General features: G+C 45.8%; 11 protein-coding genes. 2 read left to right on the top strand and 9 right to left on the bottom strand.

Annotated features, from left to right (window positions below):
- Positions 1-386: 386 nt before the first annotated feature.
- From Q3F21_RS14650 to Q3F21_RS14625, 6 genes are all read right to left on the bottom strand, one after another.
- Complete coding sequence (locus tag Q3F21_RS14650) at positions 387-830, bottom strand: NUDIX domain-containing protein (protein WP_340254150.1); 444 nt, start codon at positions 828-830, stop codon at positions 387-389.
- An 807-nt stretch (positions 831-1,637) separates the two neighbouring features.
- A complete protein-coding gene (locus tag Q3F21_RS14645; RefSeq protein ID WP_340254147.1) occupies positions 1,638-2,027 on the bottom strand; it encodes a hypothetical protein in 390 nt (129 codons plus the stop codon).
- A 389-nt stretch (positions 2,028-2,416) separates the two neighbouring features.
- Positions 2,417-2,845: an IS3 family transposase gene (locus Q3F21_RS14640; RefSeq protein ID WP_340254145.1), complete on the bottom strand. Its 429-nt coding sequence runs from the start codon at positions 2,843-2,845 to the stop codon at positions 2,417-2,419.
- Positions 2,846-2,934: 89 nt separating this feature from the next.
- Positions 2,935-3,219 (bottom strand): hypothetical protein, encoded by a 285-nt coding sequence (locus tag Q3F21_RS14635; protein ID WP_340254143.1) that lies wholly within the window; start codon positions 3,217-3,219, stop codon positions 2,935-2,937.
- A 538-nt stretch (positions 3,220-3,757) separates the two neighbouring features.
- Positions 3,758-4,081, bottom strand: a complete 324-nt coding sequence (locus Q3F21_RS14630) for a hypothetical protein (protein ID WP_340254141.1) — start codon at positions 4,079-4,081, stop codon at positions 3,758-3,760.
- Positions 4,082-4,159: 78 nt separating this feature from the next.
- The gene (locus tag Q3F21_RS14625) at positions 4,160-4,594 is read right to left on the bottom strand and encodes a DUF3888 domain-containing protein (RefSeq protein WP_340254139.1); all 435 of its coding nucleotides are present in this window, start codon (positions 4,592-4,594) and stop codon (positions 4,160-4,162) included.
- A gap of 675 nt (positions 4,595-5,269) precedes the next feature.
- Between Q3F21_RS14625 and Q3F21_RS14620 the strand changes: the two genes are divergently transcribed.
- Positions 5,270-6,802, top strand: coding sequence for a YifB family Mg chelatase-like AAA ATPase (locus Q3F21_RS14620; protein WP_340254136.1), 1,533 nt, complete (start codon positions 5,270-5,272; stop codon positions 6,800-6,802).
- Between the two features lie 531 nt (positions 6,803-7,333).
- Here the strand turns inward: Q3F21_RS14620 and Q3F21_RS14615 are convergent.
- Positions 7,334-7,963, bottom strand: a complete 630-nt coding sequence (locus Q3F21_RS14615; protein WP_340254134.1) for a hypothetical protein — start codon at positions 7,961-7,963, stop codon at positions 7,334-7,336.
- A gap of 2,366 nt (positions 7,964-10,329) precedes the next feature.
- On the opposite strand from Q3F21_RS14615, the gene Q3F21_RS14610 reads away from it, so the two are divergent.
- Positions 10,330-10,791 (top strand): hypothetical protein, encoded by a 462-nt coding sequence (locus Q3F21_RS14610; protein ID WP_340254132.1) that lies wholly within the window; start codon positions 10,330-10,332, stop codon positions 10,789-10,791.
- A 231-nt stretch (positions 10,792-11,022) separates the two neighbouring features.
- Here Q3F21_RS14610 and Q3F21_RS14605 read toward each other — a convergent pair whose 3' ends face one another.
- Together Q3F21_RS14605 and Q3F21_RS14600 are read right to left on the bottom strand one after the other, a co-directional pair.
- Complete coding sequence (locus tag Q3F21_RS14605; RefSeq protein ID WP_425341258.1) at positions 11,023-12,408, bottom strand: TrkH family potassium uptake protein; 1,386 nt, start codon at positions 12,406-12,408, stop codon at positions 11,023-11,025.
- Between the two features lie 38 nt (positions 12,409-12,446).
- Positions 12,447-14,651: a YhgE/Pip family protein gene (locus Q3F21_RS14600; protein WP_340254126.1), complete on the bottom strand. Its 2,205-nt coding sequence runs from the start codon at positions 14,649-14,651 to the stop codon at positions 12,447-12,449.
- Between the last annotated feature and the right edge of the window lie 43 nt (positions 14,652-14,694).

Here is a 14,694-nt window from a genome sequence, read left to right as displayed (position 1 = left end):
AAGATACAGGAAAGAGGTGCTCAGGTGGTCAACTTTTTTATGAGCGATGTGCCACTAGGTGGTCAATTATTAGATTAGCATTCACAGATAGTTTTCTTCACTAAAAAGTGTTAGTCTTGGAAGGCGAAGTCGGGTCTTAAGCATTGTTCCATTCCCCCTAATGTGAATTCCTATAAATTATGCTTGGATGCGAGCTGGGGGTTGGACTATCATCACGTACGCCTCTATAATTGGCCTTTTTCACTGACGGGCGAATTTTGATTCACCGATTATGAGGATTTGGGTAAAATCCATACCCAATTATCCATGAAAAAGAAACTGCATCTCCCATAGTACACATGTTGACTTGGCTGCTTATCAAAATGTATATTTTGTCACACAAGATACTATGAAATTTGTCCGACGTAAATTGGAGTTTGTTTACTGCCTACCTTCTCAAGAATTAATTCTCGCAATTCGACAGGATAGAGCGGTTGTTGGAGCAAATTACCGATCGGCAACCAATCAATTCCAACTTGTTTATCGTCATAGACGGATAAGGAGCAATCCAATGGTTGATCTGGATTAAGATTACAGGCAAACATAAATTCTACACGATGGATATTGGACTGCATAAAGCATTCTCGGATGAAGAGCAACTCGTCCGGAGTAACCGAAAACCCAGTTTCCTCCAGGCATTCTCGTATTAAAGTTTGATGAAGAGTCTCACCTGGTTCTTGTCCGCCACCTGGCAAAAGGTAATAAGTACCCTCTACCTCATCTTCATACTTCGAAACGAGTAGTTTACCTTGATCTATAATGATCGCTTTTACAGAGTTTTTAATCTTCATAATAATCACCTATGACGATAAAGAGTTTCAGCTACTTCGAAAAATGGATACCCTGAGCCCGTTCTGGATTGGCTCAGCGACGACGAATGTGAAGGCGAATGCGAGACGGTGGAAATCGTATGACCGAGCAACAGAGCATTACGGAGTTGGCCACGAAGATGATATTAGAGTTGATCTTCTTTTACAAGGATTATTCCTACGACGTAAGCGATAAATTCAAAAACATAGAGGACAGCCGCGAAAATAAATTCCAAGGCACTACACCCCCATTATTATTCATCCGTATTAAATACGAAAGTTACAGAATTTGGTTTCGAAACATCTGACAACAAAATACCTAAAGGAGAAAAGAGCATGAAGATCGGTGACAAAGTGAAATGGAGGCAGGCGCAACTCCTAATTGAAGGTGTGAAATATTGTTGCGAGCAGGATGAGTCTTTGGAATGTCGTTGATTTAACACGATAGCTGTGATGTCAACTGGTAAAATATATAGCCCCCAATAAAGAAAGCCTGTGGTGCCATTAACGACGTAATGGATGTATCATCATTCTATGGTGATGTGCCTTCATGCAATGGAAATATTCCCTTTCAGCAAACGCATGATGCCTCATTCGGTCATGTCGATGTTGGATACTTAAAGAACGAAAGTGATCGGCTCGCCTTAGGTGATGACGCTTCTCTCCCAATGAAAATCAATGGTTTAGGAAAATCATCATCTACACCTCATTGCAAGATAGCAAATATTTGTCTTAGATTACAGGCTGGCAGTATTTTACACAACATTGCCTGTGTAAATGAGGTGAAGATCAGTCCACTTTTGATTCGGAATAAGAAACACTAAACTCCTCATTTATCCAGATATCACCTTGTTTCTTAATCTTTGCATCAACGTTGCGAATAGAACCTTTCCCAGAGTATGAGGCACGAATAATGTACACATCGCCTACCTGTTTTGCTTCATGAATATGAAAATCTCTAATCCAGGTAGCACCGCCGATTTTTGATGATTCATATTGCTCGCAGGTATATCTGATATGCCTTTCTAAAGTAAAACCCTTTCGATACCATTGGTCTAACCAGTTAATAAGTTTCCTAATGGGAGGCTCCGGATATTTTTCTTCAGCAAGTGCAATTAATGGGAAAGTGGGTAAGTAACAAAGCAAAATAAGTGAGGTGAGGAATTTTTTCAGATACACCACTCCTTTTCAAATATGTTTCCCTGTGGAATGGTGAATATTATGGTCGCAAAGAGAAATTGTGTGGAGGAGATGGAAATGTCGGTTTTTAAGAGAAAACTGTTCTGGAAGTTGTTAGGGGTTCTGCTTATTGTCGTTCACATCATCCTCCAAACCAATCTCTCACCTTTTCCAAAGTATCTGGTTATTTTACCGGTACTTGGGATAGTTTGCTTTTTTGTCTCAGATCATTTTGAAAAGAAATGACTTAACACATATTTCAAGAGTAAAAAAAGAAAGACCCCAGCAAGGACAAAGTGAACTGTGACCTTAAATGTAGACAGTTTAAAAAAAGTCCATTGGCTAGGCAGTCAAAAGATGGCTTCTGAATTCATCAGGAGTCATCTTTTTTAATGACCAATCTGTTTTGTCGACCCATCTTTGACTACCGAGAGGTAGGCACATTGACCATTACCGTAGTGCATATAAGTAATATCCGTGAGCAGTACTTTCTCTGGCTCCCCTTGGTCAAACTGGCGATTCAACAGATTAGGGCATATCTGATGCTGTTGTGTTGCTTTCGCCATTTTGCGATAGGGATTAGCACGCCTAATCGTAGCTGTAAGATTATATTTGCGCATTAATCGACGAATCTTTTTATGGTTCATAATGATTCCATTTACACGTTCCAGCCGCATTTTAATCACAAGAGCTCCTGCCTTGCCACGAAGAGCATCAAAGTGCTCTTTGATAAGTCGGAAGTCGTTTTGATCAGTATTCTCACGGAACTGGCGAACCTCTTCGGCAGTACGCCAGCGATAATAACCGCTCGCACTCACACAAGCAAGCTTCCACAGATAACGCGTCATTCGCTGCAAGTTGTGTTGACGGATGGTCTGGTTGATCAATTGGTAGCGCTCGGAAGGCGTTAATGTTTCCTTTGCATCTTCTGCTTTTCGAGCGCATCGAGCTTTTTTAGAAAGTCGTTCTCCGCCTCTAGCAGCTTGATGCGGGCTTCGGCACGTTTTAGCTTTTCCTCGGTAGACAACCTTTCTCCTGTTGGTCTGCCAGTACTTCCTTTCCCTCGTTGTTCCTCTAAAAGTCCGTTCTCTCCAAGAGCTGTATATGTGTTGCGCCAACGTTTTAAGCACTGCTTGGGTTTCTCATGACCAATGACATCTAGGTCAAAACCTGCGCTACGAAAGATCACCATAGGTGTTTAATCGCTGATGTATGCTTTAACGGCAGCTAGATTAAATGCTGGAGCATATGTAATACTTTTATCCGTTTCATGCAAGACGTTTGGATTCGACTCCAGTGCTTTATTTCATGCTCCGAAAAAATCTTTGCACTGTTCCTTTTTTTGCCCATTAATTTTTCCCCCGCTCTTTTCGAATTAGGTTGATTAAAACACAAAATGCCCCACAAGAAGGTCACTTTTTTTAAAGTGTCCATCTTGTGGGGCACAGTTCAAAGGAGTCCAAACGTTTTTTTCTCCAAGAAAAATAGACCATGGGCAACCTGAAAAGGGGAAGCGAAGATGAGCATACCTCTTGACTGGTAGCATCCGATAGCACTCCAACGGCTGAGGTGGAAGAGGCAACATGCTCGCCTTATCTTCAACAAAAGCATCTGCTTGCTGCCGTAATTGTTGACAATCCACCGATCCAAGTGAGAGCCGGAAAACAAGGCGGCCAAGTTTGCTAAAAAGCTAAAAAAGCTAGTTCCTGCCATGAATGATACGCTGCCGATCACTTGCCCCGTTCTTCAAGCGTGCCATTGAGGCGGAGAAGAACACAGCCGAGCGGGTTGTCCTGATGAAAGAGGTGCAAGCTGGCAAAGAGTCGGGAGGAGGGGCCTTTCAGCATGACCAGAGCTATGTCGCCCTCCCGAATGCTATCCACTGCGGCGGCAAACGGCGACAAGCTGGAGGGCTGGAACAATCTGGGCTTGTCAAGAAAAGGCGCTGGCGGGCTGCCAACAACAAGCGGTCGCGAAAGGATCATCGAGAGGCCAACGGCCAAACAATCGATATCGACAAGCCTTTCAAAGTAGGAGGTGAAAAGCTGATGCATCCAGGCGCCCCGGCAGGAAGTGCAAAGCAAATCGTACAGTGCCGTTGTAGCATGCAGGCTTTGTTTGATCAGGGACCGTTATCTATATTTCATAATGCGTTTCCAGTGTGCCGGTAGCTCAAATGTTTTTATATGCTGAAACTTTGTCATTTCAACTGTGCCGGTTCCACCTATTCGAAACGTTAGGTGGTCAATTCCAACACCAATATGCGGCCCAACAACTGGAACAACCTTTAGTTTTACCAAAAAGTCGAAAGAGCGATAGCCTTGAATTCTCTCCGCGGTTAAGACATCTACGAAATATGGATAAACAGTTGGTGATTCCGTTAAGAAATCTTTGTAATAATTATCTACCGCTTTCTCAATATGCGGCATGAGTAAGGATACAAAGATATCTTGATACAGTTCTTCTTTTGATTGCTCAGGAGGCGTGTAATTACTTTCAGCATAACTAAAGGGCATACCGACGCCAAAACTCATCGATAAGCATATTACGATCGCTATTATCTTCATGGATCACCTCGGAGAGAAAAGTATTACTTAGATTTCCCTTAGTTGTACTCATTAATGAAAAACTCTATTTCCTTGGCGGACAAGGGAGCCAATGGTCGGCCTTTTGCAATCATCCTTTTGCAATCATCAAGGAAGAAGGTGAGGAACCATTACAAAAAGATATCCCAATCACAAAAGCTGACGCTTCTAAACAAATTGTTGATAGAGTCGTGTATGAGCCGGATACTGAGGATGCCCACGGCTTCAGGGAGCGGCAAAACACGTACAACAACGCGATCTGGATGCAGACACCTGGGCACAAATTGAAAGAGACGAAATTACCGAATTCTCCATGTACGGGAGTAGGAAAACGAGAAGAAACTGAGGAAACCTCTTCGGATACCGATGATGAAACGGTAGAGAAGGGGCTTTTGCATTTAATTGCAAAGGCCGTGTTCCCGATACTCAAGGGTGACGTCAACGGCTAATACGAAAAGGAGATTACCAAAGCTGGCGGTAAGATTTCCGTCCGTATGGAGAAGCAGAAAGAAGCCCAGACCACTCTTATTCTGAAAAGATGGAATAAAAGGAGAGGCTCGATGCTGAATCAGCAGTCCACATCCCCTTCCCGGAAAATTTCTTTGCAAGCCACCGCTATCTTTTCCTACAGTGGCAGCAAGAGGTGATACTTGTCCTATGTACGCACGCAGTTTTTCTGGAACCGTTTACGGGATCAACGGTATGGTGGTCGCTGTTGAAACCGATATAGCAAATGGACTGCCGCAGTTTGATCTGGTCGGCTTGGGGGGTTCAGCTGTGAAGGAATCGCGGGATCGCGTCAGGGCCGCACTTCGCAACTCCGGCTTTGAGTATCCGATGCAGCGGATTACAGTCAATCTCGCGCCCGCTGACCTGAGAAAGGAAGGCTCCGGCTTTGATTTGTCCATCGCGATGGGAATCCTGCTTGCTTCCAAACAAATCCAACCGCGAAAAGAGGCTGTTTTGCTGCTGGGAGAGCTTGCCCTGGACGGCTCTTTGCGGCCAGTCAGCGGAGTTCTTCCCATTTTGCTGCAGGCACAGGCAGAAGGGTTTACACATGTGATCCTGCCTGAACAAAACGCGGCCGAGGCAAAATTGGCAGAACTGGTAGTGCTTCCTGCTGCCAGTTTGTGTATGGCTGTAAAGTATTGGTCAACTACCTTGGAAGCGCCGGATGCTGTGGAGGACTGTCCAGCCGACTCTTCTTCCGGTCATTCCTTGCCCGACTTCGCCAACGTATACGGGCAGACTTTTGTCAAACGGGGCCTTGAAGTGGCGGCTGCCGGTTTTCACAATGTCATGCTCATAGGGCCACCCGGCTCGGGAAAGACGATGCTGGCGACATGCTTGCCCTCGATTATGCCAAAAATGAATCTGGACGAATCGTATGATGTTACAAAAATTTACAGTATCGCCGGACAATTGACGGAGAAAAGAGGACTCATCCGGGAGCGGCCGTTTCGCTCGCCGCATCACACCGTTACGACAGCTGCGCTCGTTGGGGGCGGAGCGCAATGTCCAAGACCGGGGGAATGCAGCCTGGCACATGGCGGAATCTTGTTTCTTGATGAGCTGCCAGAGTTTTCCCGGCATGTATTGGAGGCGCTCCGGCAGCCACTGGAATCGGGAGTAGTCACGATCGCCAGATCCCGGCATGTATTTACGTACCCCGCCAGATTTTTGCTGATCTCATCGTTAAATCCTTGTCCGTGCGGATTCTTCGGCTCAAAAGACCAGCGTGAATGCACATGTACGCCACAACAAATCTTCAGATACCGCGCCAAGCTCTCCGGACCTTTGCTTGATCGAATCGATCTTCATCTCGAAGTGCCCCGGGTCCCGGTGCAGCTGTTGAACGAAAGGAACGCAGCCGAGAGTTCAGCCGAAATTCGCGCGAGAGTAGAGGCGGCCAGGGCTGTTCAAAGCGAGAGATTTGCGAAACGCCCAGCGTCACCGTTCAACAGCGCCATGAACGGAGAAGAGCTGCGCCGTTGCTGCAAATTGGATAAAGAAGGGCAGGAGCTCCTTCAGATGGCGTTTGAAACACTGGGGCTGAGCGCGAGAGCATATGACAGGATCGTAAAGCTGGCCCGGACGATAGCCGATTTGGCTGGAGCGATTGATATTGCATCCGCGCACGTGGCAGAAGCTATCCGATACAGGGCGCTGGATCGCAATATAGCGGTGTGAAAAGCACGTCACGTCGCCTAAACAATCGTGACGACATGGAACACGAACTGAGCGCACTCCTTATCATCCTACGGCCGGCAATATTTAAAGGAAAGACTGGTTGCTCAGACTGCACGAAATAGGATTGGTTGCCCATATTGCCCAACCAGATGAGATTTACCCGTTTGGATCGGAAGAACTGGAACTGCTCAATTCAACACGATAGTTACTGAAAAAAACCTTGGGTTTCCTAAGGGATTGTTGATGGAAATTACGATATATTTTCTAGCCTGCACCGTTCGGGCGAATATCATCGCACACGGCGTAAATCAATCTTCAGGATATGATAGGAAATTTCAGGTAATAAACCACACGATTTGTTAAATGTAGAGGTTCTAAATACTCTTGAGCCAAAGGCATATCCGAAAAAATGAACAGGAAGCTGGCCAAAGCAAGAATTCACGAGTTTTTACAGAAACAATGAAAAGGGTGTGCCCCTTTTGAAACAGAGACACACCGAATGCTGTTTGGCGTAAAAAGAATATACGGTTTTCAGTTATTACTGATAGGAATGATCTTATGTGTTTTGAAATCCCATTTGTATAGATCGGTTTTAACGTGTTTTTCCTCACCAGTTGTAGTGTCAAGCACACTCGCCCACAACTTTAGACCATCATAGGAAAAGTCTAGAATGTGCATGTCAGGTAATTTTTCGGTGGTAAGTTTATCCACTTCAACCAAGCTAGCTTGCTGGTATTTCAGTACTGACACCTGAATATAATCCGGATCGACACCTCCATCTGAATTTTTCTTATGCATCATGTAATACACAAGGAGGTATAGGTTTCCATCTTTCTCATCTTTGATAGTGTCCAGTACCCCGAAAAAAATGTTTTCACTGTTTGGGCCGTATTGCATTGCATCGATCTTAACCACTTTTCCATTCTTCTTCCCTAAAAAAGCATAAGTTGTATCTGCAGCCTTGTGGTTTTGCTCTAGCAGGTATAAATCATCCTTAATATGTCCAATGTTGTCCATTGCACCCGAATCGAATACTTGATATTCACTCGGAATAACCAGGTTTGATGGGTAGTGAACAGAACTACCATTTTGAGGCAAAGCATATGCGGTACTGGCAATCGACATCAGTGCGACTAACAAAGAAACTGCCCTTTTTTTCAAAATAAATCCTCCTATTTCAAATTTGTGGAAATATTTTATCATGTTTCCTGTAACCTGCACAAGATAAGCCTGGGTCAAGGGTATTAAATTCAAATGAAACACAGCCATTCTTACAAAACACTTTGGTTACAGCATAAACCAACCGTTTAACAAACATTACGTTTGTTCCCAAGGTCGTCATTGGAATTAGGGAGGGGAACAGGATGCATTCAGGACGTGAGTTGGAAATAAGAACACGTGACGCAGAGGAGGATCTGGATCTTTGCAGATTGCTGCTACAGGGTCTTGGGTAGCCAATGGAGAAATCGCGATAGAGCTAGGTGGAAATGAGAGTCCAGAGGATCATGATTTCATCGCAGAAACCCGTGAAGCGCCGCCTTACTGTTTAAACGAGCAATAGCGGCTGATAAAAAGCTGAAGTGGGAAGCCGGGATGCGGCGTGAATGCTTGACGATTGGATAGATTCTTCGCCAAGGGCAACGGCTGCTGGACTGCATCCTCTTCATACCTTGCATAAAAGCCTAAGCTTCGTCCCCTCGCTTACATACGATGCGATTCTCCGCAAAAAGCCAACCCCAGAAAGTGACAGCTTCCTGAGCCGTCGCTTCGCTATATGGCTGGCTTTCAGCTTCACGAATTTTGAGCTGCGTCGGAGGGGCCGGAAAACCTTTACGATTTCATCTGGCCGCCGGAGTATTTACTACTCATTAAACAAAACGTCGCGGGTGTCAGGATCAGCAAACTGACGCACTGCATTTCACCCACATTCGTTCTATTGATATTGAGAATTGTTAATTTTCAAGCAAGGAACCTCTCATATAAACCGGAACACTTGCATAGTTAACAAACTCTAAGTAATACGTGCCGGGCTCTAGAATAAAGTCTTCTTCCTTATAATCTCTTGCAACAATCGACATGGACACACTTTTTCGGTCACTGACTCTAACAATACTGACCTTTGAATCCGGATACACGGGAGCCCAATATATATTAGCTGTACGGACTTGTAGCTTTACTGATTTCGTTGAGTCGATAAAGAACGTGTCTGAGTTATGCCAACGATCTAATCTAGAAATATCAAACGAAAGAAGAACCTGACCTTGGGCTTGTGCTTGGGTTTGAACTTTCTCCTGACTTAGTTTCTGGATTCCAGTCTGTGTGTTTTCATTCGCGAATGCAGCTTGAGAGCTAAATGTTAATGCAGAAGAACAGCAACACCACATAGTAGAAGCTTTTTGAATGTATTACTCAGCATCTTCTCTCCCTCCGAAATTTCCATTTAATTACATTTATAGATTATCAGTGGAATACACTTCCTGCAAGAGGTTTTTAAAAAAGACTTATGGAAATACCCATTAAGCAATAGGCAGGTGGCCGGAGCCTTCAAAAGCGTAGTCACCGCTGTGTGTGTGCTCCAACTCCAGTTTAGGCTGCGATTTGCGTTTTTCTTTCACTCTAAACATCAGAACGCAATCTTTCTACTCTTTGATCGGTAGTGTGATCTTAATCAATTTTTATCCTCAACGTCAACAGAACCGCTCCAACTTAAAAGCACCCTGAATCGCGGGTGCCTAATAGCCATCGTTTATTTTGCAGTAAGAGGTCGTAAGCAGGCTAATTTTCTCTTGTATAACATCGCTTTCCTACCTTGCCACAGATGATCTGTGGTTTTGGTCAGGCCTACACCGAGCGGGCGATTTTCATCGCACACGGCGTTTCATCGACGGATAAGAAGACATTTAGAACGGACAGTTTCAATTGTAACAGGTGTATTCTCAGACTCGAGTCACCATTTGGTCAAAAGAGAGCCGCGTTTTCTGCTGCTCCCCCATGAAGAAACGCCTATTCCGTTTTGAGAAAAGGCATTAGGCAAGCGGCTTGTGAACGACGACTCGGAGGGCTTGGAATGCTTTCAATTCCCGGATCACCGCATAACGAACTTCTCTTCGTTCACTGGCTGTTGAAACAATAATTGTTTCTGTGCGCTTATCTTCCGTCCCCCTCGAGGATTGTTCATGTTCTCATGTTAGAAGCGAAACTACTTTCGGTTCCCTGGGCGGGTTCCTTCTTTCGGCTCCCTACGAGGGGGCTTTTTTGTTGATATAAGAATTGTTTCGATTTCCAATGAAATTTTTAAAATTGCTCAACCGTATTCGTTTTAGGGATTTATTCCCTTTGGATACATTTAATTGAAAAATGGTGATTCTATCGAAAAGGTTTCTATACTGTTCTACTTTTGATCTGCTTTGACAGTCGCTGTCTATTGTTTTATTGCTGTACCCCAAAACGTTTATCAGGAGGTTCTCAAAAAATCCATATATAAACTATTAATATAATTAAATGGAAATTAAAAAGGAGAGAAGATGATGAAAAGAGCATTCAGAAAGATTCTGCTATGTGGTGTTGCTGTATCAGCTTTAACGCTTGGCAGTCAAGCCGCTTTTGCAAGCGAGATCAAACAAAACCAAACGCAACAATTGAACAAAGGGGAAAGCAAGGTTCAAGCTGAAACACAAAATCAGAATGCATTCTTTTGGTTTAACCGTTCCAGATTGGATAGCCGTGGCGTAGCTTCCTCAGGAAAATTCACCATTGATTCAAGAACATCAGTTAAGCTAGCTGCATTTTTAGGTAGTGTAAGCTATCCAGTGTTCCCAGATGCAAAGGTCTATATCGTTAATGATTATGGCCAAGTCTTGTCTATGTCCATCATTGGAAAACAATATAATGAGGAAAATTTTGTACTTGAGCCTGGAGCCTACTATTTAGAGTGTGTCAACTATTCCAGTGGACCCATTTATATGAACGTATCCTTATACAAAAATTAGCATACGTGAAGATCAAAGCCAGCCAAAAAGGCAATGCGATGGCCGAGGAAGCCGTCACTCGCTTTGAAGACCGCACGATATACAAGCGAGGGGAACAGTAGCCAAAAGTTGTCGGCGTCGGCGAGAAAAGCTTACACTTTCCCGCAAAGCAACGACCCTCTTCATCGGAAGAGGGCCGCAAGAAACGGATGCATGGCAAGAACGCATCCCGTGTTACTATTTTCAAACAGTTTATTGACCAATGATAATCCGTTCCTTCGGATAGTGATACGTAATAATGCGCTCGTCTTTTTTGAGAAACAGCAGCAGGTTGATGATCCCGATCCGGCCGATGACCATCATGACGATCAATATCATCTTTCCGGCACCGCTCAGTTCGGATGTGATGCCCATCGATAGCCCTGTTGTTCCAAAGGCCGAGCACACCTCAAACAGCACTTGCGGAAGCGGGAGCTGCTCGATCCACATCAAGGACACAACCGCAGCGATGACGAGCATGATGGCAACAAAAAAGACGATGAACGAACGAATGATGTCTTCTTCGACAAGCTCTCTGCGAAAAACCTTCACGTCTTTTCGGCCTCTCATATATGCGACCACCGTAGCGACGAGGACGAAAAAGGTTGTCGTCCGAATCCCGCCTCCCACGCTGCTTGGAGAAGCCCCAATGAACATGAGCGCTGAGAGAACCACGATCGTAGGCGTGGACAAAAGGCTGCTGTCCATGGTGGACAACCCGGCGCTTCGCGTAGTGACAGACTGAAACAAAGAGTAAAACAGCGATTCGTGCCAGGTTTTTCCTTGCAAAAAAGAGTCTTTTTCAAACAGGAAAAACAGCAGGGTCCCAACTGCAATCAAGGAAAAAAAGGTAACAGTTGTAATCTTTGTGAATAGAGAGAAGGCAAACCGTTGCCTCACTCTCCGATGGGCCAGGTAGTTTCTCAGTTCGATCAGCACAGGAAAGCCCACCGCGCCGCAGATGATCAGGCCCATCGTAATGGATTGCAGGATATAGTCATGGGAAAAGCTCTGCAGCGAATTTCCGTAGATGTCAAATCCGGCATTGGTAAAGGCGCTGACCGCCCCAAAAAATCCGTAGTAATAAGCTTCATACCAGTCTTGGTGATAGCCGGCGATCAGAAAATAGCTGCCGAGAAGAATGGTCCCAACGAGTTCAATCACGACAGCAAGAACGATGATGTTGCGCATCAATTCCACAAGGCCGGCCAATGTCGGGCGATTGTGGTCAGTTGCAATCCACTTGCGGTACTCCAAGCCGATTCGCTGTCCCAGCATCATCCAAAAAAAGGTTCCCAAGGTCATAATCCCGATCCCGCCCACCTGAAAGAGCAGGGTAAGCAGGATGATTCCCTTTTGATTGAAGACCTCATGAATCGTGATGACGTTCAGTCCTGTTACGCTGATGGCACTGGCCGCGGTAAACATGGCATCAATAAAGGACAGCTTTACGCCCGGAAGGTGGAAGAACGGCAACCATAACAATAGAGAGGATACCAGTACACTGCATAAATACAAGAACACGATAATCTGAACGGAACTAAATCTCTTCTTTTTATAGGTGAGTGCCAAAAAAACTGCCTCCTGACCATGATTCATACCGGTAATCATAACGGAATCACAGACAACTTGCAAAGCTAAGCCGATTGACTGATCTCCTCAAAAATGCTCCGGCGCTTTGTGACGTAAAGCAGAACCAACGCTCCGAGCCCAAACAAAAAGAGAGCCAATGCGTCGATCTGCAGGATTCCCGTGTTTCCGACAGAGATAAGCTGTCGAAGCCCCTCTACCGCATAGGTCATCGGCAAAAACGGCTGAATAAAGGAGAACAGACCAGGCTCCAGTTCAACCGGGTAAGATCCGCTGCTAGACGTAAGCTGGAGCATTAATATGAGTACAGCAGCAAATCTTCCCACATCATTGCCGAGAACAGACAAGAGCATAAACAATATGGCGGTAAAGCACAGTCCGATCAGGATGGCAAAACCGTAAAGCAGAAGAGGGGGCAGCTCTGTATGGACGCCAAGCCCAGCGTGCAGGATGAACACGGAAATAACCGCCTGCAGGATGCTGACCGAGGCTAGGGCAAAATATTTATTCGTGATATAGGAAATCGGACGCTTCGGCATCGCGTACACCTTTTTTATGTCGATCACAAAGAACAGCACCAGCGAGCCTACCCATAGCGAAAGCGCGAGAAAATAAGGGGCAAACCCAGTGCCGTTATTGGGCACGGGATGCAGGTTTTGCTCAACCGCAAGGACCGGGTCGGCGATAACCTGTACCCGCTGATCAACCTTCCCATCTTGCTTGGCCATCCCTGCCGCTTCTTGGAGCTTCTGGGTCAGCTCATGCTGTCCGCGGGAGATTTCCCCAAGACCGCTGCTTAATTGGTTGGCACCGTCCAACAGTCGGGTGTTTCCTTCCTGCAAGCGGGAGAACCCTTGGCTGAAGGTCTGTAAACCGTTGACTAGAGCAGTACTGCCCTCCTGTAGCTTGTGGATATTTTCAGACAAGCTACTAAGCTGTTCAGGCAACGAAGCGAGGGCAGCGTCATTCTTTAGTTTGCCGGAAAGGCTGCTTATTCCGCTATGAATACGGTTCAGTGCAGTCTTTAATTGATCGGTTTGTTTTTGAATGCTCTGGTCTGTTTCCTTTAGTCGGGAATGGGCATTGGCCATATCGGCGCGAAGCTGCTCGACAGATCGCTTTGCCTGCTCCATATCATCCCGTACGGTTTGGCGGTAGCTATAGGCATTTTCCAAAGCAGTCAAGACCCTTTTTCCCGCTTCCGAATTCTTCAGCTCCGGATTGGTTTCAAACAAGCCGACGAGCGAACGGTTAAGTTCGTCCATCGCTGCCCGCTGCTTCTCCAGAGTTGTGTTGACCGGAGCCAATGCGTCATCGCGGAGTTTAGCCGCAGCCTGTGCGCTTGTATTGATGGAGTCCGCAACAGACGCGATAGCCTGACGGCCGCTGCGAAGCTCGCTGATTGACGCTTGTGCTCCAGCGGAAAGGGCATCCAAATCACTGGACAGCTTTTCAGAAGCTGAAACGACCGATTGCAGGCGCTCCGCAGTTTTCCCAATTGCCGCTGACGATAGACCGGCCACAGTGTCCAGGCGAATAATCCCGTTTTCCAGTTGATTGGCACCCTTTGATAGATCAGCAAGTCCCGCGGACAATTTTTCCATGCCCGAGTGCGTCTCCTGCAATCCGGCTGTGAGTGCGCTGGCTCCGTTTAAGGCTTGATCTGTTCCGGCAGCAAGCGCGGCTGATCCATCGGCCGCTTTTTGAAGGCCTTCTCCACCTTCCATCAGATTTTCAAAGACAACCTGAAGATATCTGGTTGTCAGCTCATGCTGGAGCTGTTTTTCCACCGTTTCTGCTATCGTTCTGGAAATTTTTGCACCCAGCATGCTTGCTCCCTCATTGATACGGTATTGAAGCTGCGTCTGTTCAGGAGCGGAGGTACCTGCACTGTACGCTTTCTCAGAAAAATCCTCAGGGATAATCAGCAAGATGAAAAAGTCAAGCTTGTTAATCCCTTCTTCGCCTTCAGGCAAGCTGACTTCCTTCCAATTGGTTTTCTCGTCGGCAATCAGTTTATTCGCCAAGTCTTGTCCCAGGTTAACCTTGCTCGCTCCCTGTGTCATTCCCCGATCCAGATTGACCACAGCCAGGGGAAGTCGATTGACAAGCTCAGTTGGATTCCAAAACGCCCACAGATAGAGAAAACTGTACAAGAGGGGGAGAACCATCAAGCCGAGCACGGATCTTCGCAAGATGTGGGATGACCACATCTCTTTAATGTCTTGTAAAGCAAGCCGAATTCCATTCATCTCCAAGTTCCTCCGAATCAATTCCTTCGCTTTCAAATTCAAT

This window comes from Brevibacillus borstelensis, assembly GCF_037834415.1.
GTDB classification, from domain to species: domain Bacteria; phylum Bacillota; class Bacilli; order Brevibacillales; family Brevibacillaceae; genus Brevibacillus; species Brevibacillus borstelensis_A.
The sequence above is the reverse complement of the archived record's forward strand: the minus strand, read 5'-3'. Positions and strand labels throughout refer to the sequence as shown.